16 protein-coding genes and 1 pseudogene are annotated in these 21,088 nt (G+C 60.9%); 8 read left to right on the plus strand and 9 right to left on the minus strand.

Annotation, left to right across the window (positions count from 1 at the left end; genetic code table 11):
• The coding region (locus CVM73_RS08870) for a VCBS domain-containing protein (RefSeq protein ID WP_208639184.1) at nt 1-2,542 on the minus strand (2,542 nt) is incomplete at its 3' end.
• Between the two features lie 1,208 nt (nt 2,543-3,750).
• Between CVM73_RS08870 and CVM73_RS39105 the strand changes: the two genes are divergently transcribed.
• Nucleotides 3,751-4,038, plus strand: coding sequence for a hypothetical protein (locus CVM73_RS39105; RefSeq protein WP_146006584.1), 288 nt, complete (start codon nt 3,751-3,753; stop codon nt 4,036-4,038).
• 274 nt (nt 4,039-4,312) lie between these two features.
• Here the strand turns inward: CVM73_RS39105 and CVM73_RS08875 are convergent.
• From CVM73_RS08875 to CVM73_RS08885, 3 genes and pseudogenes are all read right to left on the minus strand, one after another.
• Nucleotides 4,313-4,438, minus strand: a pseudogene (locus tag CVM73_RS08875) (IS5/IS1182 family transposase); the annotation flags it as partial.
• Nucleotides 4,439-4,525: 87 nt separating this feature from the next.
• A complete protein-coding gene (locus tag CVM73_RS08880; protein WP_100231611.1) occupies nt 4,526-5,911 on the minus strand; it encodes a hypothetical protein in 1,386 nt (461 codons plus the stop codon).
• Nucleotides 5,912-6,239: 328 nt separating this feature from the next.
• The gene (locus tag CVM73_RS08885; protein WP_100231697.1) at nt 6,240-6,965 is read right to left on the minus strand and encodes a hypothetical protein; all 726 of its coding nucleotides are present in this window, start codon (nt 6,963-6,965) and stop codon (nt 6,240-6,242) included.
• A gap of 418 nt (nt 6,966-7,383) precedes the next feature.
• Here CVM73_RS08885 and CVM73_RS08890 point away from each other — a divergent pair, with 418 nt between their 5' ends.
• Complete coding sequence (locus CVM73_RS08890; RefSeq protein WP_100231612.1) at nt 7,384-7,722, plus strand: H-NS histone family protein; 339 nt, start codon at nt 7,384-7,386, stop codon at nt 7,720-7,722.
• A 527-nt stretch (nt 7,723-8,249) separates the two neighbouring features.
• On the opposite strand, the gene CVM73_RS08895 is transcribed toward CVM73_RS08890, so the two are convergent.
• Nucleotides 8,250-8,516 carry a hypothetical protein gene (locus tag CVM73_RS08895; protein ID WP_100231613.1) on the minus strand — a complete coding sequence of 89 codons (267 nt, stop codon included), beginning with the start codon at nt 8,514-8,516 and terminating at the stop codon, nt 8,250-8,252.
• A 611-nt stretch (nt 8,517-9,127) separates the two neighbouring features.
• On the opposite strand from CVM73_RS08895, the gene CVM73_RS08900 reads away from it, so the two are divergent.
• On the plus strand, nt 9,128-9,406 hold the full coding sequence (locus tag CVM73_RS08900; RefSeq protein ID WP_167406725.1) for a hypothetical protein: 279 nt from the start codon (nt 9,128-9,130) through the stop codon (nt 9,404-9,406).
• A gap of 76 nt (nt 9,407-9,482) precedes the next feature.
• Here the strand turns inward: CVM73_RS08900 and CVM73_RS08905 are convergent, their stop codons facing one another.
• Nucleotides 9,483-10,220: a metallophosphoesterase family protein gene (locus tag CVM73_RS08905; protein ID WP_100231615.1), complete on the minus strand. Its 738-nt coding sequence runs from the start codon at nt 10,218-10,220 to the stop codon at nt 9,483-9,485.
• A gap of 593 nt (nt 10,221-10,813) precedes the next feature.
• On the opposite strand from CVM73_RS08905, the gene CVM73_RS08910 reads away from it, so the two are divergent.
• Nucleotides 10,814-12,244 (plus strand): undecaprenyl-phosphate glucose phosphotransferase, encoded by a 1,431-nt coding sequence (locus CVM73_RS08910; RefSeq protein ID WP_100231616.1) that lies wholly within the window; start codon nt 10,814-10,816, stop codon nt 12,242-12,244.
• Nucleotides 12,245-12,288: 44 nt separating this feature from the next.
• On the opposite strand, the gene CVM73_RS08915 is transcribed toward CVM73_RS08910, so the two are convergent.
• From CVM73_RS08915 to CVM73_RS08925, 3 genes are all read right to left on the minus strand, one after another.
• Nucleotides 12,289-12,576, minus strand: coding sequence for a hypothetical protein (locus tag CVM73_RS08915; protein WP_100231617.1), 288 nt, complete (start codon nt 12,574-12,576; stop codon nt 12,289-12,291).
• Nucleotides 12,577-12,947: 371 nt separating this feature from the next.
• Nucleotides 12,948-15,149, minus strand: coding sequence for a Wzz/FepE/Etk N-terminal domain-containing protein (locus CVM73_RS08920; protein WP_100231618.1), 2,202 nt, complete (start codon nt 15,147-15,149; stop codon nt 12,948-12,950).
• Between the two features lie 31 nt (nt 15,150-15,180).
• The gene (locus CVM73_RS08925) at nt 15,181-15,774 is read right to left on the minus strand and encodes a hypothetical protein (protein WP_245452258.1); all 594 of its coding nucleotides are present in this window, start codon (nt 15,772-15,774) and stop codon (nt 15,181-15,183) included.
• A gap of 556 nt (nt 15,775-16,330) precedes the next feature.
• On the opposite strand from CVM73_RS08925, the gene CVM73_RS08930 reads away from it, so the two are divergent.
• The 4 genes from CVM73_RS08930 to CVM73_RS08945 are packed head-to-tail and all read left to right on the plus strand — an operon-like array spanning nt 16,331 to nt 21,088.
• Nucleotides 16,331-17,542 carry an acyltransferase family protein gene (locus CVM73_RS08930; protein WP_283809896.1) on the plus strand — a complete coding sequence of 404 codons (1,212 nt, stop codon included), beginning with the start codon at nt 16,331-16,333 and terminating at the stop codon, nt 17,540-17,542.
• Nucleotides 17,543-17,549: 7 nt separating this feature from the next.
• On the plus strand, nt 17,550-18,887 hold the full coding sequence (locus CVM73_RS08935) for a hypothetical protein (protein WP_100231620.1): 1,338 nt from the start codon (nt 17,550-17,552) through the stop codon (nt 18,885-18,887).
• A 9-nt stretch (nt 18,888-18,896) separates the two neighbouring features.
• Entirely contained in the window at nt 18,897-20,003 is a 1,107-nt protein-coding gene (locus tag CVM73_RS08940; protein WP_100231621.1) for an acyltransferase family protein, read from the plus strand.
• Nucleotides 20,000-21,088 (plus strand): acyltransferase family protein, encoded by a 1,089-nt coding sequence (locus tag CVM73_RS08945; RefSeq protein WP_100231622.1) that lies wholly within the window; start codon nt 20,000-20,002, stop codon nt 21,086-21,088. Before CVM73_RS08940 ends, CVM73_RS08945 begins: the two co-directional genes overlap by 4 nt.

A 21,088-nucleotide genomic window follows, 5' to 3' on the forward strand; every position in this document is an offset into this window, starting at 1 on the left:
TGGCATCGATGGAGAAGTCGCCATAGCTGCCGTGCGCGTTGGTCTGCGCCACGACATGAGCCTCCCCCGTGTCCGGATCGGTGATGCTGAGCTGGCCGCTCGTACTAAGTGCGGCGGCGGTATCGGCCTCGGTGACGGACTTGGAGTCCGACGAGACCGTGGCCGCATCGTTGCTGCCGGTGATGGAAACCGTGACGGTACCGCTCGCGGTGCCGTCCTGGCTGGCGACCGTGAACTGGTCCTGGACCTCCTGTCCGGCGGTGAGCTCATTGTGGGCGCCGTTGCCGGTGTAGCTCCAGGCTCCATTGGCATCGATGCTGAAGTCGCCGTAGGTGCCGTGGACGTTGGTTTGCGTCACGACATGGGCTTCGCCGCTGTCGGGGTCGGTGATGATGAGCTGGCCGCTCGTGTTGAGCGCCGCCGCCGCGTCGCCCTCGGTGACGGACTTCGAGTCCGACGAGACCGTGGCCGCATCGTTGCTGCCGGTGATCGTCACCGTCACGGTGCCGGTCGCGGTGCCGTCCTGGCTGGTTGCCGTGAACTGATCCTGGACCTGCTGGCCCGCGGTGAGTTCGTCGTGGGCGCCGTTGCCGGTGTAGCTCCAGGCCCCGCTGGCATCGATGGAGAAGTCGCCATAGCTGCCGTGCGCGTTGGTCTGCGCCACGACATGAGCCTCCCCCGTGTCCGGATCGGTGATGCTGAGCTGGCCGCTCGTACTAAGTGCGGCGGCGGTATCGGCCTCGGTGACGGACTTGGAGTCCGACGAGACCGTGGCCGCATCGTTGCTGCCGGTGATGGAAACCGTGACGGTACCGCTCGCAGTGCCGTCCTGGCTGGCGACCGTGAACTGGTCCTGAACCTCCTGTCCGGCGGTGAGCTCATTGTGGGCGCCGTTGCCGGTGTAACTCCAGGCGCCATTGGCATCGATGCTGAAGTCGCCGTAGGTCCCGTGGACGTTGCTCTGGGCCACGACATGGGCCTGGCCAGTGTCGGGGTCGGTGATGCTGAGCTGGCCGCTGGTGTTGAGCGCCGCGGCAGTGTCGCTCTCGGTCACGGACCTCGAGTCCGACGAGACTGTCGCCGCATCGTTGGTCCCGGTGATGGTCACCGTGACAGTGCCGGAGGCGGTGCCGTCCTGGCTGGTCACCGTGAACTGGTCCTGCACCTGCTGCCCGGCGGTGAGCTCATTATGCGCGCCGTTGCCGGTGTAGCTCCAGGCGCCGTTGGCATCGATCGTGAAGTCGCCATAACTGCCGTGGACGTTGCTCTGCGCCACGACGTGGGCCTCGCCCGTGTCCAGGTCGGTGATGATGAGCTGACCGCTGGTGTTGAGCGCGGCGGCAGTGTCGCCCTCGGTGACGGCCTTCGAGTCCGAGCTGACTGTCGCGGCATCGTTGCTGCCGGTGATGGTCACGGTCACGGTACCGGTCGCGGTCCCGTCCTGGCTCACCACCGTGAACTGGTCCTGCACCTGCTGTCCGGCGGTGAGCTCGTTGTGCGCACCGTTGCCGGTGTAGCTCCAGGCGCCGTTGGCATCGATCGTGAAGTCGCCATAGCTGCCGTGGACGTTGCTCTGCGCCACGACGTGGGCCTCGCCCGTGTCCGGGTCGGTGATGATGAGCTGACCGCTGGTGTTGAGCGCCGTGGCAGTGTCGCTCTCGGTCACGGATTTGGAGTCCGAGCTGACGGTTGCCAGATCATTGGTGCCGGTGATGGTGACCGTCACCGTCTGGGTGGCTGTCGAGCCGTGGCCGTCATCTATTGTCACCACGAAGCTCTCGGTGACGGTCTGGCCCGCAGCGAGGTACTGGGCGGCCGCGTTGTTCAAATTGTAGTGCCATTGCACCGAGCCATTGGCGGCATTGGCCGCCTCGTTGACGGGATCGAGCGAGAAGGTGCCGAGCGCAGTGGAGTTGGAAGAGGCCGCCGCGAACGAGGCCGAATGCGTGTCGCTGAGATCGGCGTCGTTGAAGCTGATGGTGCCGGCCGCGCTCTGCGAGCTCGAGAGAGCCGGCGTGGCAGTCGCGTCTTCTATCGCCGCGTCGCTCTGCGGATTCGATGTGATGAGGACCGAGTCGTTTGCGCCATTGAACTGGAGTGTCACGGTCGCCCAACTGAGTGTGCCGTTGCCCAACTGGATGGCGTAGGTGAAGGTGTCGGTCAGCGTTTGCCCGGTCGCCAGCGCCTGAAGCTGAACGTTGATGTCGCCCTTGTCGTAGTGAACGGTGCCGTCCGGTGCGACCCAGATGCGCGCACCGAGCGCGCTGCGGTCGCCGGTTGCGGCCATTCCGGCGGCATCGCTGCTATACGCCACATCCTTGACCAGCAAATCCGCCGGTGCGTAGGTCTTGGTGGACGCGGAGGCGCTCGTTCCATCGTCCAGCGAGAACAGCGTCTTGGCCGCGCCGCCAAGATCATTTGCCAGCACGTTCAAGATCAGAATGTTGCTGGCGTCTTCCGTAAACGAGAAAATGTCGGTGCTGGCTTGCGGAGTCGTTCCAAACGAAACCGTGCTGCCGCCGCCCGTTGTTTGCGTTGCCATAGCTAAATCCTCCGGATAATGCGCCGTCCGCGTTTACGGATCCGCACCAATTGCGCCAAGACGCGGCGATGATCGGCCGTTGCCGCGCCTATGCTGTTGAAGACGAATGCCGTGCTGCCGAGCATGACTGCCGTCCTGCTCAGGGCTTCGAAAATGTGCAAAGCGAGCATGTGACGAGCTCAAAGCCTGTCGGGAGCGAGCGGTCGCTCCGGCCTCGCGATCGGATGTCGTGAGCACGGTCACGTGCCTGACAGGGGCGGAAGGTAGTCTCCGGCGCCGACCGGGACGCGATGGCTCACGCACCGTTCGCAAACGGCAAACCGGCTCGATCGAAGGATCACATCTCGACGGAGAAGACCTCGACATCACTCGAGTCCGGTCGACTATCGCCCCGGGCTCGCACACAAGACGCGTGCACGTCATTCGCAACCCTCGTCTGCCGATGCAGAGCAGGGGGGCGCCCAAAATCAATTCACGCAAATCGCGAGCGCTCGGTCGGACGAATGATGGGTCCGTCCACCCGCGACGATCCAGCCAACGCTACCTGTGACGCGAAGAGATTTCGAGCTGTGCCCCTGCCCCTTCGTGTGCGGTCCTGGTCCGCCCACGTTTGACAATATTGAACTGCAGCATTCTTCGGCTCCCGAGCGCCGCGTGATCAGGAGCGATCACGATCGTTTGGCTCGGGATTAAATTAAAGCTAGATTAAAATAATGCGATGGTCTATTTATTTATTCATTGTCCGCATTTAATGATTAACGCAGGAAAATCAGCAGCAAAGAGGCGTTTGCTTCGCTTCTGGCGGGAAGCACCGGATTCACACGGGCTTTATCCGGTGTTGCGATCGCTGCTCGGACCAACGCCGGCACATGATCCTGCAAGATCGTGCAAGTCGACACGATCACGCTCCGCCGGCGCGATGTGATGGGTCCACGCCATGATCCGGCTTGCCTTCGCGTCGGCTCTGGCGAAGCCTCCAAGCGCCGCCGCCGAATAAGCTCAGTATTTGCGCCGGGCTGATCGCCACTATGGTTCGGTTCTCAGCAACAGACGAGGACGAGTCCGCGCGTCCAACGGTCCGGAGCCGGACGCTGCGATGCTCGCCCAGGCGCTCGCGTGATCGCGGTGCCATTTCGCACGTCCGCGACACGCGCGCAGACGCGCTTGAATGCGCAACACCCCGGCACGCCGCCACATTCGAAACTGATGTGAAGCTCACATCGAAAGCCGTTCCGTCAGCACGTCGACAGGAGCCTAAACGACTGCCAGTCAAAATGATAAAATCGATTATGATTTATAATTGTGATGACTCCCGCATAAAATTAAAAAATATGCTTGGGGAAAAATGGGAGGTTAAAATGGAAGCTGCCCGCCGTTTTCGCGCCATGGCGTTGCTTTGCCGACAGACTGCCGCGCGCCAACCTGAGAGAAGCTGGCGACTGCTCGCCGAAGCAGAGTACTGGGAGCATCTGGCGGCTGCGGCTTTGGCTCAGTGAGCTTGGGCTGAGCGAGTCTTCGTTGCTTGTCCTTTCATCGACTTCTTAGTTCAAGTCATAGTTCGAGGCGGGTCATGTCCAGTCCGCGTCAGAGTTACAGCTGTGCTGTCCTGAGTGAACGGCTCCAAGCGCTCGTGGCGGAGCTTAGGGAAGTGGAGAAGCTTCGAAGTAAGCTCCGGCGTGTCGAAGCGAGAACAATCGGCAGAAGACGGCGTGCCAAACCGGGCAGCAGAGCAGGCGTCGTGAACTAGGACGCGGACTCCTAAAGCCGCAACTATAGCCTGATTGAAGCGAGTTGAACCAAGGCAAGGTCGTTGGCAGCAAGCCTATCGTACCGCGTCGCGACCCGCCGACCTTGTCTGATCCTGTTGAAGAACCGCTCGACCCGATTGCGATCTCGTGGAGATAGGGGCTGAAGTAGATCGGATCGCTGTGGTTGCCCTTCGGCGGGATGTTGGCCCACTTGCGCTGACCAGCAATTCAAGGCTTACGCAACGCCAGGCCTTGCTGCTTGTTGACGGCTCGGCGAGACGCGCTGCGACGCTTTGAGGAGCCGCACTGTCATGGCCGTGGCAAGGCCTGTGGAGATCAGGTAGGCGGGGGACATGTTCCACCCGCTATCGGCGAGCATGAGATAGCACAGCAGCCCCGCGGTCGACACGGCGAAGCCAAGCCAAGCAAGCTTCGGAAAATGAAATCCACGCTCGCCGCGCCAAAGATCATACACTAGGTAGAACGCGAGAAAGGTGTTGCATAGCGCTGCAGGCGGCTGCCCCATGACGATCCCGCGATCGAAAGCGAGATAGGACATTACACCGTCGACTTGGGCAATAGCCGCGAACGGCAGATAGCGCGGATTGATACAAGCCAACGCTATGGACGCAAGTTCGAATGCGTAAAAGTAGCGCTCGTGCATCTTCGGAAGCAGGTAAGGCATGAGCATGAGTGATACACACGCGGCGAGCAGAATGAACTCCGGCCCAGCCCGCTTGGACTGCGCCATGAAAATCGATAGCGCAAGTCCGCTCGCTGCTGCCAGCACCAAGCCGACGGCGACTCCGGTTGTGTAAGGTGTGCTTGCGGCGAACATCCAGATGTTCGCTGCACTTATGAAGAGTCGATCAAAAGTGTTGGCCTGGTCCACATAAACCGAGATCACCGAGACCAAGGATCTGCCCGCGACGAGAACTGGAATGGCGAGAACCACATAGACTGCGGGAACAGTTGCGAGCCATGCGAGGTGGATCCTGCGGCGCAGAATCATGCCCAGCACCAAGGGACCAAGGAATACGGCCTGGGCCTTCACCGAAAAGGCTACCGCGAACGGCAGAATGCCATTTCGGTCTCGCATGAACAGCGCCACGGAAATCAGCGTGAAGAAGGTCCAGATCGAATCGGACTGCCCCCACATTGCGCCATTGAAGATCACCGTCGGTGCAAGCCATACCAAGCAGAAGGCCATGGACGTGCGCAATGGCACCTTTGTGGCTCGCCACACCATCTGAGCGACGACGATCGCGCAACCGAACTCGAATATTACTGAAATCGCCTTCACGAGGGAAAGCGGCTGGCCGAGCCAATCGAAGCGGTTGGCGATCAGCAGAAGGTAACTGTAGAACGGGGTGTAGTTGGTGAAAGCCTCGGCCAGCGCACCGATGCCGTGATCCCGAGCGAAGACATACCAGGGGATCAGGAACTGAAAAGCGTCGACATTGGTGTGCTCCCGGACGAAATAACGGAGCGCAAGACCTGCAAACCCGCACACCATCACCAGGGCGATCGCAAGGGGCGAGTTCTTGGGCGGCGTTTCGTCTGGACCGATGCTGCGGTCGGCCCTAGACGACGTGCCGATCCTGATCGTCTCTTTTTTCACGCGATCACTCTTGTTGGTGATTTCTTCAGGAGCGAAACAGGATGTTGAACGCCATGGTATGATCAATCTATACGAGTAATATCCTCAAGGTTGTGTAATGGCCAGTTGTGCAATTCGATGATTGCTCTCAAAAAGATTGTGTGGTTAGCGAAAGCTTTAGAAGAACCGGCAATCATCGACGCGACCGGCAGCTGACAGCGAGCCTGCATCGGGCCGCTTTCAGTCCATCAGGTCGTCGGATGAGTCGAGTGGGCAATTCAGCTATAGCGGCGTGAACTCATCGACTGCGCGGTGTGAGCGGGTGAGGTAAGCTGCCCAGTAGCGCGCTTCAGTGGCGCAATCGCACCGCCTGCCGAAGCGTGCGACTCGAGCCTAGGAGCGAGAAGCCCCCCAGCGTCATCAGCAGCACACCGAGCCAGGTTGCCGTCCGGCTGCGCGCCTCGTCGGGCGCCTGCTCATCGCGCGCGCCCATCGGGATGGCTGGAGATAAGTCGGCTCGCGCGGCCGCGGAAAGCCTCTCCACGTCAACTTGGGGCGGCGTAAAATGCTCGGGCGTGGGTTGGTCGCTGTGAAGATCCGAGACGGGTGCGGCCGGCATCAGGATCGGCGTGCCCGCATCGACAACAGAAGCAGCATCAGCCACGCTCACTTCGCGTGCCGGCGCCGTCGGCCGAGCCTCGCTGGCCGTCGCGGAGCTTGGTAACTCCGCGCGCGCATCGCTCACCGGGCTCCGCCTTTGTCGCATGGTCTGGTTCTCGTCGGGCCTGACGGTGCGGTGGGCGATGCGACTGTGAACCGGTTTTCGCACCGTCGCGACGCCCTCGGCCAAGAACCAGCATTTGCGGTGGCCGTCCCGCCGGTACACCCAGCGCTGGCCGGCGCCGGGCAGGTTGCCGGGCTGTGCCAGGCATTCCGGTTGCGCCGAAGAGCTTGCGGCGGGCTCGCGAGGCGCAGGATTGAACAGGTCGGTGAATGGATTGGAGAACGCAGGTGTGGCCGCAAGACCTCCAAGAAGAACCAAGCTCGCGAAATAACATCGCAAATGACCGGACATCGAGAACTCCCGGTGATGCGCCCCACCCGGCACGAGCCTTCGCGGCGACATGGGCTCCGATACGACTTAAATCTGGCGGCGCGATGAATTAATTGTGTTGCTGGCCGGTCGAATTAATAAGCCCGCCCAGCATTCCTTGGATTGCAGCACGCGGCAGCGTGCCCAATTAACCGGGCCAAAGCGCAACTAGCGGGCGGCAGGTTTCTGGATGTCACGATCCCGATCGCGGCCTCAGCGAGCGTTACCCCTCACAGCAAATTAAATGCTCCGCCATGATATTACCGTCGTCCCGCCCTTCTCCCTGCAATCTCCCGCATTTAAATGTGGATTATACGGCTCGGACTTAAATCACGGCTTGTCTGTTCCTCGATTCCCGATTTGTCTGCCTGCGCCTTCTCCCACGAATTCGGATCAAGCCATGAATGCAGCGCATTTCAATTCGCTCTCCCTTGACGAGCTCTGGATCCTGCACCAACAGGTCGCCGCCAGCCTCACTCAGAGAATTTTGGTGCAGAAGGCACGGTTGGAGGAACGCCTCCACAAGATTGAGCAGGCCGGCGAGGCGACACGGTTTGATCGCAAGCGCCGTCCATACCCGCCCGTGCGTCCCAAATATCGCAATCCGAAGAACCCGGCGGAGACATGGTCGGGTCGCGGCAGGCTGCCTCGGTGGCTGCGGCCGCAACTTCGAGGGGGGCGCAAGTTGGACGATTTCCTCATCGACCAGGCTTCGGTCCAAAAGCGGCAGACCAATTGAGCGCCGCAGTCGCGGTCGCGCCGTGATCTGCAACTGGAGCATTGAGGGCGAACCTCGCGTAAGGGGCGCGAGCTTACGCCTGCGCCTCGAGGACGCTTACGGCCGTTCCCTGTTCTGTGTTGCCGCCCAACCAGCGCGACACGCTTGAATTCGAAGGCGCCTCAGGCGTTTCTTCCGTTGCGGTGGCGGCGATTGCGTGGGGTTTCCCTGCAGAATTCCCTGTTACCAGGGAATTGACTGTCAGCGGCCTAACACGGCCCGCGCTTTGAGAGACGCGCATGATCAGCTCCGACGGGCGGGGCGCCCGGCTTTTTGAGAAGATCGAGTTGAGGTGATTTGCGCGCCGTTTGGCGCGAATGCCGGGGGCTCGGAAGCGCCGTTGATCGATGCGACTGTTGCAAGCCGCGCGCCCCGTAGCCGTTGGGGTCTATGGCACGGCTCAGATGAAGACTGCCGCCACCCGGTTGCCCCGAATGGCGGCGATGATCAGTCGGGCCGCGCTCCGCTCAGCCAATCGCTCTCGGCACCTACCGCACGTACCAATATCCCCACCAGCGCTGGGACACCGGCCGTGCCTGGGCCTTCATGGCTGCGACTTCCTCGACCGGGCGAAGCTGGGGGCCATAGATCGCGGGCGGATAAACATCATCCCACAGCACAAGTCCGCCTTGGACGGAAGCCGCCCGATGATGTGCCGGAGCAACGGAGAGCTCGGCGGCCGGCGCCATGGATGCCGTCAAGGTGAGGCCGAGAGAGGCCAGGGCAATGGATGGAATAAGGGCGCGGAAGTTCATTGGATTGAATCCCTCTAAGAATGAGATGCGAAATAATGCGACGGGTCCCCTACGGTTGCAAGAGCATCGGCCGACCGATCGCCCGAATTTCCCCGTTGCGGAGGCGCACGGTCTCGCGACGAACGCCTGCTCGGCCACGATGGGTCTTGACGTGTCATGCTGCGAGAACGCCTCTCTTACGTCTCCCTTATATAAAGCGGCGCTCATCGCCTCCGGTTGAGACGAGATGCAACAGAGGTCGGCAGATCTGGTATGCGCGCTGCATGCGTAGAAGGGATCAACCTTGAACAATCTTTCGGCGTCGAGGAGTCATCAAGAACCATGATGTCGACACACTGCTCGCTCTTGATAGAAGACGCACGATCCAGGACGACTTTCATGATCTCTGCGTTTGTCTCCGCTTCCATTTTTGGTGCTGGCCTCATTCTGGGATACGCGCTGCGCGCCTGGCGCGTCCAACGGAGAACCGTGAACTCATCCTGCGGCCCCTCACGCCGGACGTCCCAGCCCGTTCCCACCTCGACGTTCGGCCACGCCCGACGAGCCTTCTAGGCATCGTCCCACTCGTTGACGGCATCCAGCTTCACACTGAAACGATGGGACATGATGAAATGAGCGAGCCCAGGAAGGATGCGCCGCGACGTTATATCGTGGACGGCGCCGGACAGCGCGTGCTGGTCGGTCTGACGATCTCGGAGACGATCGAGTTCGAAGCGCTGGACAAGCCGGACTCCCGCCCGGACGCCGACCGGCTTGGGGAGGAGGCTCGCGTCCGTCAGGCCAAGCATGGCGAACGTTGGGTGGAGCTCTATGTCAAGCACGAACGCGCCTGGAGCGACTGGATGGCCGAGACGCGTGCGCGACTGGAGACGCCGCCTTTGCTCAACTAGAGCATGATGGCGCCAAGGCCACCCCATCGTTGCCGCGAAGCCATTTCAGCCGTTGATGGCAGGTGGCGGGCCCCTATCACACCGCGAGCATGCGGCTTCCCTGGATGCTCATCAGGGTGAGGTTGCCGGTCGCATAGGCGCCGGTGTCGATGTTGACACGGTTGGCCAGGAATTCCGCGCTGCGGACCGGCGTATGGCCATGGACAATATACTTGCCGAACTGCTCCTCGCTCCGCAGGAATTCCTCGCGAATCCAGAGCAGATCGCGCTCCGTCTGCTCGGCCAATGGAACGCCGGGGCGAACGCCGGCGTGGACGAAAAAGAAGTCTCCGCAACTGAAGCTCAGCCGCAGGTTGTCCAGGAATTCCAGATGCTCGGTCGGCATCGCGCGAATCAAATCGCGCAGGATCGATGCCGGCTCGTCGCGCTTGAGATCCGGCGGGGCAAGCCCGTAGGACATCAATGTCTGGGTCCCGCCGAAGGCAATCCAGTCCTCGAACAGTGAAGGGTCTTCGAACACCCTCACCAGAAAGGCCTCGTGGTTACCCTTGAGGAAGACCGCGTTGCCCCGGCGGCTCCGCTCGACCAGGATGTCGAGGGTGGCGCGGGTATCCGGGCCGCGATCAATGTAATCGCCCATGAAGACTTCGACAGCATAGCGCGGCCGGCTGCGGGCAACATCGGCGTCGATCACCCGCAGCATGGGCTCGAGCAAATGCGCGCAGCCGTGAATGTCCGAGATCGCATAGATGCGGACTCCGTCCGGCAATTGCGGTTTGGGAATGGACGGGTGTGGTCGCGCGAGAGATTTCATGGCGCTCGATCGATCGGGTGGTCGAAAAATGTCCCCAAGTCGCCGGCACCGGAGAGCTTCCATCCAACACGAACAACGTGAGTTCGGTGGGGCCGCGACTTGTTCTCCGACCGGATCATGCCAAAAGAAGGGCGGCATTTTTTGCCGACCTTGTTTCGTGGCGGACTACAGGAACAAGATCGATCCGCTGGAATTGCATCGCTGCTCCGAAGCGTGCGGCAAAGCTGCATGACTCAGTGGAATCTTTTTACGCACCCGTAGATAGAAATCCGAAGAGATTCTCGCGGCCGATTCGATGTGCTTTCGGCGGGAGCAACGCAGCGCCTCAAACTTGAGCGAAGAGACGCATCGGATGCGGAACTTGATTCAAAATAGGGCAGTCCGTTCGCTCGTATGTCAGCACTGTGACGACATTTTCAGCGCGTCGAATTTCGCCGCGTATTTCAACACGACGCATCGTCCGTGCGCCGCAAAAGTTTTGCGTGCAGCGCCACAATGTCGCTGCGATCAATCAACACTTTCCGTGCGGGCAATTGACGAGTCTTCAGCATCACGATGAGCGTCAGGCACTCTCTCGATAAGCAGAGGTTCGAATGGCTGTTGCAACTTATGGTTCTGAAAACGCTCATGCGCTGTCATCCGCGCGCGGCAGTGCTCTTCAGAGGCCCTTTCAGATCGTCGTCATCGCTGCTGACTTTCTGTTGATCCTGCTGAGTTATGCGGCGGGTGCTTCGCTGTACGGTGTGGCCGTCGCTTCGCCTCCCGACGGTGCATCGGTGGGAGCCGGGTTGTTCGTCGGCGTGGTGTTCGTCGGGATCGCCTATTTCCGCGACGTCTATTCCACGCACCGCCTGCTCAATCTCGTGTGGCAGCTTCGAATGGCGGTATTCATTTGGCTGACGTCGCTCACGATCCTTGCCGTTGCGGCCTTCCTGCTGAAGTCGACCGACAATCTTTCGCGCGGCACCGTCATCGTCTTCGCCGTGATCGGCGGGCTTGGCTTGATCAGCCTCCGCTTCGGCTGGCAGGCCGTGTTCGGCACGAGCTTTGCGCGAAGCAGGCTGGTCGATCGCAAGGTGATCCTGCTCAGCCTGAAGCCGCTCGACTTCACCTCGAGCCGCTTCAAGGATCTGCGCAGGAATGGCTTCGACGTCATGCGCCATTTCGTGCTCGGAGACGACCGGGATGATGGCCAATGGGAGCGACAGATTCGCGACGTCATCCGTCAGTCGCGCTCGGCTGATGTCGATGAATACCTGCTTGCGATCGACTGGAACGAATTGCCGATGCTGCGCAAGCTGGGGCCATATTTACGTGCCGTCCCGCAGCCCATTCGCCTGCTGCCGGACGACCCGGTTGCCGACCTCGTGACCCGTCCCTTTTTGCCGGTTAGCGGAACCGTAGCGGTTGAGATCCAGCGGCCGCCGCTCACTATTCTCGAACGGCTGCAAAAGCGCTGTCTCGACGTCGGCGTCGCTCTGTTCGCACTCGTGCTGCTGACGCCGCTGCTGCTGACCGTCGCCGTGCTGATCAAGCTGGATTCACCTGGAGCCGTCATATTCCGGCAGTCGCGCCGCGGCTTCAACGGCAGGCCATTTGAGATCTGGAAGTTTCGCACGATGACCGTCAGCGAGAATGGCGAGACGGTGACACAGGCGACCAAGAAGGATGCGCGGGTCACCAAGATCGGGCGCTTCCTGCGCATGACCAGCATTGACGAGCTGCCGCAGCTCTGGAACGTGCTACGTGGGGACATGTCACTGGTCGGACCGCGTCCGCACGCGCTCGCCCATGACAATTACTACGACGAGCTCATCAGCAAGTACGTCTATCGCCATCACATGAAGCCGGGCCTGACCGGCTGGGCCCAGGTGAACGGATTCAGGGGAGAAACGCCGACGATCGACCTGATGGAAAAGCGGGTCGAATATGACGTCTGGTACGTCAGCAACTGGAGCATCTGGCTTGACCTGAAGATCATGGCCCGCACAGCGTCCGCAGTGATGTTCCAGGAAGCCTATTAGTCGCTTAATTTCTCAATTTGCCCGAAGCCTTCGAGCAGAGGGCTTCAGGTTCCATTGCGCGGCGGCCTGCCGAAGAGCCGCATGATCGCATCGCGCAGCGCGAGCAGCGGCGGCACCAGCACGAAGAAGGCGCCCATTGCAACGGAGACGATGACGTGGCGGATCGAGAAAGGCTCGTCCTGCTCGATCTCGCGCCGGCTTGGGTCGATCGGCGCCGGTGAGAGCGTCGTCGCCATAGGCTGCCGAAGCGGCTTGCGCGGGGGGACCACGATCAACACGAAGAGAATGTTGAGCAGAACCCAAATAGTCAAAATTGTAAGGACGATCAGCATCCGAGCTCACCGGAAAAGAGCTGCGAGTATGAACCGAGATTAGCCCCAGGGAACCGAGAAGGAAAGATGCCTAAAGTTTCGGCACTTTGAGGCATCAAGCCCGGATTGTCTCGTCTTGACGACAGATGGTTGCCAATGGCGCCCCGTCTTCGTCAATCCTAGCTTCTGGCTAGAGCAATAACTGCAAGTTGTGGATTCCGGACGAATACGGACGTCCGAGCAGCCTCCGGCCGCCCGACGCTGTCTCGTCGCGAAGGCGCGCACTTGATTGCTTTCAACAGTTTCGCAAAGCATGAAATAAGGCCCGCTGCCAAATGGCAGCGGGCCCCGAGGTCGTCCAGCTCGGCTAAAGCGCGTCGCCGCGCCTGCGCCTAGGCGTGCTCGACGTAATAGCTGTTGTGGTGCTTGCCCTTGTAGGCCTCGATGCGCTTGAGCATCTTCGGGTTGGCGCGGTTGAGCACGGCGCCGAGCAGCTTCTTCTGGAGGACCTCCGACCCCGAAACCGACTCCTGGAGAGCGCTTCGTGTCGTCTGTCCCCATTCGATGACGTAGACCATGGCATCGATCAGGAGGCTGACGGCCTTGGAGTCCGCCACCGGCATCACCGGGGCAAGATCGATCACGATATACTCATAGTGCTCTCTCAGCACCTTGAGCAGCTCGGCCATCGCCTTCGATCCAATGACGTCGGCTGAATTCACCATGCGGGAAGCTACGACGGAGGGGAGGAAATCCAGTCCCGTCTCCTTGCTCCGCTGCACGTGGTAGCCGAGGCTCGCGGGATCGTTGAGCGCCTCCACAAGCCCGCTCTTGGCGTTGGGCGCGAGCTCTCGCGTCAGCGAGCGCGTGTGCAGGTCGCCGTCGATCAGCACCGTGCGATGCCCCGTGAGGGCGATCAGCTGTGCGAAATTCGCGGCGACGGTGGTTTTTCCTTCCTTGGGAAGGGAGGAGACGATGCCGATCACCTTGATCTCGCGGGTCAGGCGCGCAACGTCGATCGACACCTTGATGTTGCGCAACGTCTCGGCGAACCGCGAGAATGGATGATCGACGACATAGCGAGATATATCGGATGCGCCGGTCTTCGCGGCCGGACCGATGTCGGGCAGGACGCCGAGGCATTTCACGCCGAGCTCGTCCTCGACCTCGCCGGGGGTCCTGAGCACGTCGCTCAGCAGTTCACGCGCAAATGCGACGCCGAAGCCGAGACAGAGGCCGCCCACCAGGCCGCCAACCAGTGCCAGGACGGTGCGCGGCGAGCTCTTGCGATCCGGCTTCGTGGCGGTGCTGATGAGACGCGCCTCGCTGAGCGGGAAGCTCTGATTCTGCGTCGCGCTCTGCAGCTTCTCGAGGAAGTTGTTGTAGAGATTGCGATAGGTGTCGGCAGCGCTTTCGAGATCGCGCAGCTTGACCTCGGCCTGGCCGGTGTGGCCGGCCTGGGCAACGAGCTCCTTCACGTTCTTCTCGAGCGACGCCTCGCGGCTCTTTGCGATCTCATAGTCGCTGCGATAGGCGTCCCCGATCCGATGCAGCTCATCGGCGATGTTCTTGCGCAGCTCGTCCATCTTGTTGGCCAGATTGACCGCCGCAAGGTGAGTCTTGCCGTAGCGCCTGGACCAGTCGGCATATTGGGCCTGGAGGTCGAGATATTGGGCGCGCAGGCGGGTGATGACCGAGTTGTTGAGAGCGTCGGTCACTGTCGGCTGCGCGAGATCCTGGTCGGAGATCGCCTCGATCCGGTCGAGCCGGGCCTTGGCTTCGGCCGTCGCGGCCCGCGCCTGAACCAGCTGCGTATTCAGGTCCGACAATTGCTGCTCGGACATCAGGCCGCGGCTGGTTCCGACGATGTTGTGCTCGGCCTTGAAGGTCTGCACGGCGCGGTCGCTGGCCGATGCCTGCTCGCTCAGCTCGAGGCTGCGCTGCTGAAGCCATTCGGTTGCCCGCTTGGTGGACTGATATTTGGCTTCCAGAGCGCCGACGAGATAGGCATTGGCGATCGCGTTTGCGATCTTGGCGGCCTTGTCGGGGGTCCGTGCGCGATAGTTCAGCGACAGGACATACGTCGTCAGCACGCGCTCCGTTCTCAGATTCTTCTGAACCTGCTCGACCACCGCATGTTCGATTCGCTCCTGGGACGCCGGCTCGCCGGAACTGAACAGCGACGTAATCTTGCCGAGCACGAGGGAGAGGAGACCCGGATTGGAGCCATTGAACTCCGGGTCATCCGTGAGCTTCAGGCGGCGGACGACGGACAGAATCAGGTCGTCCGAGTTGATGATTTCGACCTGGCTGTCGACATAGCCGGTGTCGATCAGGGCGCTGCTGGTGTTGCTGTCCTTGTCCAGCACCTGCGCCTGACGCGTGTCCATCATGATACGGGCATTCGCCGTGTACATGGGTTGCGCCATGATCAGATAGACGAGCACCAGCGCCAACGAAGCGCCGGCGCATGCCGCAATGATTGGCCATTGGCGGCGCAGCACATCGGCTACGCGCTCGAAGCTGAGCACGGCCCCGCCGAATTCGATGCCGAATCGGTGTCCCGACTGGAAATGTTCTCTAGGCTGGTACATTTGCTAATTCGCTGCCTTTGACGATCACTGATCAATTCGGAAGGGGGACGGGCTTGAACGGGTTGGCCAGCTTGGTCTTCCATTCGCCGTCGAGCAGGGCTCCGCCTCGCGGCGGCTGCGCAAGGCCCTTGCCTTGCGATTGGGCCTGCTGGGCGCCGGAGTCGTCCTCTCCCGCTGCGGAATAGCCTGCTTGCACGTTGAGATCGCCGATCCGCTGCGCGAAATCCCTGATCTTGCGCGCCGCGTCAGGCTTCGTCGACGTGCACCGCCCTTCGGCAATCCGCAGCGCGGCGCCGATGGCCGACCGATCGCTTGAAGCCGATGCGGAGATGAGCGTCTGCACGGAGGGTAACACCGCTGGATTGGTCGCGATGAGAGTCGCGAGCCGATATCTCAGCTTCTCCTTGTCATTACGCAGTCGCTCCAGAAGCGAGGACGGCGACTTTACGAAGGTGTCGAGTTCGAGCTGCGAGGCGCGGTCCGAGAATTCGACGCACTGCGCGCGGCAAGCATCGACGCTCGAAACGATCAGCGCAGAACCTATCAAGACAGTCGGTAGCCATCGCGGCTGTGCATGACGACGTGTTAGTCCGCGGCCCATCCGTGTTCCTTGCTTCTGTTGCAATAGGAGAACACGCGAAACTTGGCAGGTAACTGTGTCATCTTTTTGTGCGGCGCAAAAGCTGGCGCAGATCGTCGACGACGATAACGTCGTCCGATTTTCCGTCGGTTGCAAAAGCGCGACTTACAATGCCTGCGAGATTGGCATGTCGCGCTCATGAATGTTGCAACTTGAAAACATATCAGGCACTCGCAGACCTGCGGGTCGCAAAACCGACACAAGTCACGACGCCCTGTCATTGTTCCCTTCGATGAAGAGATTTTTTCGCGCAGACGAATCGATGTTGCTGCGGAAGCTTCCATCGCAACAGCGCCGAATTTCGCGCACACTTTGCGCGCAAATACGCGCAATCATCACATCCTGATCGCCTTGCGCGCCGACGCATGCGCGTATCGGATGAAAAGTGGCATCAACTTGGCGCTCGCATGTCCGAATGATCTGCGAGGTTTGAAATTATCGTCGGTCGTCATGCATCGAGTGCGAGTCCGCGATCGCAGAGATTGAACATGCGCGAGACCTGATACACACTGCTGCGGTGCAATAGCTATGGAATGTTGATGTGACGGAGTTGGTTCATCGTGAGAAGGCGCATGTCCTCCCACTCGACAGCATTCGAGGGATCGCCGCGACTTCAGTGGTGATTCACCACCTTCTGCTGATGCCGACTTTTCTCGCGGCGTTCCCGCACAATGCGTGGATCAACTGCTCATTCTTCAGAAGCGCTTGGCTGCTGGTCGATTTGTTCTTTGTTCTCAGCGGGATCGTCATGTCGCTCAGCTACGTCGAGGGCGACTTCGGGCGCTTCTCGCTGCGCGAGTTCATGGTGCGGCGCCTGGCGAGGGTCTATCCGCTGCACATCGTCATGCTGATGGCAAATCTGTTGTTCCGCCTGCTGCGCATCAGCCTGGTCATGACGGGCGTCGTGGTCGCCGCGCCGGCAGCCTTCGAGGTGAACAACGCCTATTCCTTCGTGCTCAACGTCCTGCTGCTGCACTCCATGGGGTTCATCGACTATCTCAGCTGGAATGCGCCGAGCTGGAGCATCAGCGTCGAGTTCTACACGTATCTGGTGTTTGGCCTGATCATCCTGCTTGCCCAGCGGATGCGTTCCCTGTTGTGGTTCTATGTTCTCTGCGGACTGCTTGCGGTGGGGAGTCTCGTCTTCATCATTTTCGCGCTCGACAAGAGAAGCCTCGGGCTTCAGACCGATTTCGGCATCCTGCGCTGCTTCGTGAGCTTCTTTCTGGGCGTGCTGACGGTGCGGATCGTCGATCGCCTGCCGGCCAAGCCGGGCCCTGCCGTCCAGGGCGTGGTGCAGTTCGTCGCCATGATCGCCAGCATCGTCCTCGTGTCCGTGGCGGAGACCAATCCTGCGGCAACCTTCCTCGCGCCGGTGACGTTCGCGATCTTCCTCGGCAGCTTGCTGGCCTTTCCGGATGCGATGCTGGTGCCGCGGATGCTGGTGGCCAAGCCATTGGTCTGGCTCGGACGCCGCTCCTACTCGATCTACATGGTGCATGCGCTCGTGGTGCTGCTGGCCGAGTATTTCGTGCGCGCGCTCGGGGCCGGGCGGATCGCCGCTCTCGATTCGGTCTGGGCGGGTCTGCCGGCCACGCTGAATCTCGTCGTCTCGCTGGCCGCCGTGCTGGCGGTTTCGCACTTCACCTATCTCTACGTCGAGATCCCCGGCGGCAGGCTGATGCGGAACGCTCTTGGGAGCCGGTCCGATTTCTCGGCTTCCCCGGCGGCATCGGCGCGGCCGACGAACTGAGCCGGATATGACCATCCTCGCGCTGAACCGGCCGCAAATCACGCTGATCAGTCTCAACATCGAGGCGATCGCGCTCGGCGTCTATCTGGTCCGCGACGCCTTCGGCGGCGTGATCCGCTATTATACCAGCATCTATCACGTGGACACGCTCTGGTATGTGCCCGACGCCGTTGCGCTTCTGTGCCTCGTCCAGTTCTTCGTCCATTGCATCCTGCGCAATCGCAGCACGCTGGCCCTGCTGGTGCTCGTGCAGATCATTCTGTCGCTCGTGCTCGGCTACTTCATGCTGGGGACGGTCAACGCAGCGGTGTCATCGTTCAAGATGATGCTGCCAGTATTCGTCGGATTCTGCTTCTGCGATTCGAGCCTGGGCTCATACCGAAAGCTCTTGTCGGTCATCGCTGTGACCTTCTACCTGTCCGTGATCGGCGTTTTCCTGACGAAATTCTACCTGATGCCCTGGGTGGGCTACAAATACGAGTCCTTCGGCGCGGTGCGCGAGGCCGGCCGGTTGTGGTGGGCCTATGGCGGCGATGACCAGCGCCTCATGGGCTTTGCGGCCGACAATACCATGGCCGCTTTCTTCATCCTCGTATCGTTCGCGATCACCTCCATTCGCATGAGCACGACGTGGTGTCTCCTATTCGGCTCCATCGCGGTCTATGCCATCAAGCTGACCACGAGCAAGACGACCATGATCGTCCTCGTGCTCTATTTGCTGTTGCTGGTGTTCGTGCGGATGCTGCCGGAAAAATCGCGCTTCCCGGCGATTCGATCGATCGCGCAGTGGTCGTTCGTAGCGATTTTCGTGCCGTTCTTCATGATCGTGGTCGCTTCCGGTACCGCCGCGGTGCCGCACTCGACCTTGTTCAGCATTGTAGACCGCATCAACAACAGTTGGCAGCTGCCGTTCGTCTATATGAACCAGCTCATGCCGATTGGTCTCATCACCGGCTGCGGCGCAGGCTGCTTCAACTATCCGCAGAAGCTGTTCTCGCCGCTGGCGCACTTCTGGGTGCCCGTCGACAATTTCTACATCGGGACGTACCTGATGTTCGGCCTGCCGTTCGTGGCGTTCATGGTCATGGTGTTCCGGGCGACCTTCGGAGCGACCGACGTGTACAAGCTAACGCTGCTCTTCGTCGTCAACCTGTTCACGATCACGGTGCTGAACTACGGCCCGGCATCCGGCCTGCTGATCATCGCATTGAGCTTCAGCGAGGTGTTCTCTCGGCGCGCGACCTCCGCACGGGGGGCCGACGCCGTGCCAATCGTCATGCGGCCACCGATGCCGCCATTGGAAGGCTTCCGCCCGGATCTACCGGCGGCGAGCGGGAGCAGGTGAGAACGAACGATGCATAGACGGCTCGCATTCATCGATACGCTGCGCGGCATTGCCGTGTTGTCGGTCCTGGTCCAGCATGTGTTCGAGGTGATCGTCGAAAAGCACCCGACGGGCGTCTATTACTGGCCCATTCATGACGTGTTCGGTTACTACATGAACTTTGGCCGGTTCGGCGTCGTGCTGTTCTTCTTCGTCAGCGGCTTCGTCATTCCGTTCAGCTTCCCGGACAGCACCACGCCGGTGCGGGATTTTACGATCAGCCGCTTCTTCCGGCTCTATCCGGCCTACTGGACGTCGCTCCTGGTCGGGCTCGTGACGATGCAACTGCTGGAGTCGAAGATCTATCCGCTGGGGCAGGTCGCCGCGAACGTGACGATGTTGCAGACCTTCGTGAACGTTCCGAACCTCTGGGTGTTCTACTGGACGCTGGCGATCGAGCTCCTGTTCTACGTCGGATGCACGATTCTCTTTGCGATGGGGCTGCTGAACCAGCGTTTCACGGCAGTGACGATCGTCGTTGCGGCCGCGCTGGTCGGAACCACCGCTGCGCTCCTGGTCGAGAACAGGACCGTCTCCTCGGTGATGGAGGTCGGGTTGAACCTGTCGGCCATGTTCCTGGGCAAGATCATCCGCGACACCGTGATTGGCGGCAAGCTGCGATGGACCCATGTGGCCCTCTGCACGCTGCTGTATGCGATCTTCGCCGCCACCCTGTCCGACCGGCGTTTCGGAGGCGTGTATCACGAGAATTTCTTCTACAGCTATTCGATCGGATCGGCTTATGTCTGCGCAGCGCTGGTCTTCATCGCCTTTGCCGTGTTCGGCGAGCGAATGGCGTGGCGCCCGATGGCGTTCGTCGGCGTGATCAGCTATTCGGTCTACCTGATGTCGCCGTTCGTGATCGTCGCCATCCATCGCCTCTTTTGGGTCGGCGACGGGCCGCTGGGATGGTCGATCTTCATGGTCGTGATCCTGGCGTTGTCGATCCTGGTCAGCTGGATGACCTACGCCTTCGTCGAGAAGCCCTGCATTTCCTTCGGGCAAAGGTTCCGCTCGGCGCGAAGAAAGCCGGTCGTTCTCGAGCCCGCCCTCAGCACGCAGGGTGCCGCAGAGTGATCAAGACACCGCACCAGCCGGGCGCCGCCTATGATGGATCGTTCGTTCCGTCGGTCCAGGGCCTTCGCGGCATCGCGGCACTGAGCGTGCTGATGGACCATTTCTACGACATGCCGAAGGGAGGCATGTACGACATTCCGGATCCCGGCTTCCTGCCGCCGCTCTGGTCCTGGCTGCAATCGGTGATCAATGTCGGCGGGCACGGCGTCGAGCTGTTCTTCATGATCAGCGGATTCCTGATCCCCGCGAGTCTGGTGCGGCACGGTTCGCTGTCGCGGTTCTTCTTCGACCGCGTTCTGCGCATCATGCCGGTGTTCGTCGTCCTGCACCTTGCGCTGTTCGCGATCGGTCCGATCGTGGCCTACAAGTTCTTCCGCGGCATCGATCTGACCAGCTATATCGCCATCTTTGCGGCCAATCTGTTCTTCGTGCAGGATGCGCTCGGCCTGCCCATCGCCCAGCAGAACGCCTGGACATTGACTTATGAGTGGGCGTTCTACATCTGGTTTGCGCTGACGTTCTCGATGTGGCGCACCGGGGGCAGGCTGTTGGCGGCGCCTCTGATCCTGCTGGGCATCGCCTGCCTGATGCATTGGCCGATCACGGCATTCTTCTGCATCGGTATGCTATTCAGCGCGATCGGATTTCGCATCTCCATTCCCGGACCTGTCGGGCTGCTTGCGGGCCTGGCCTGCGGGGCCGCTCTTTATGCGAGCTTGGTGCTGTTTCATCCGTTCGTGGGGCTCGTTCCCGGATTTCTGCTGTTCGGCATGGTGCTTGCCCCGGAATCAGGCCTCGGGCGGGCGCTGAGCACGCCGGCGCTGCAATATGTCGGCAAGATCAGCTACAGCCTTTATCTCGTGCATCCCTTCGTGCTGTTCCCCCTGCAGGTGATCGGCCTGAAGCTGGTCGCCGTCGGCGTCGACCGCTGGCTGCTGTGGGCAGCCTTCATCGGGCTCGGGCTGGTGATGTCATTGGTCGCAAGCGCGATCAGCTATGAATTGATCGAGGTCAGGCTGAGGCGATTGCTGGACGGCGCGATCCGCGGCATGTTCTTTCGACCGCAGATCGAGCAATCGGTTTGA

The organism is Bradyrhizobium forestalis, from assembly GCF_002795245.1.
Taxonomy (GTDB): domain Bacteria; phylum Pseudomonadota; class Alphaproteobacteria; order Rhizobiales; family Xanthobacteraceae; genus Bradyrhizobium; species Bradyrhizobium forestalis.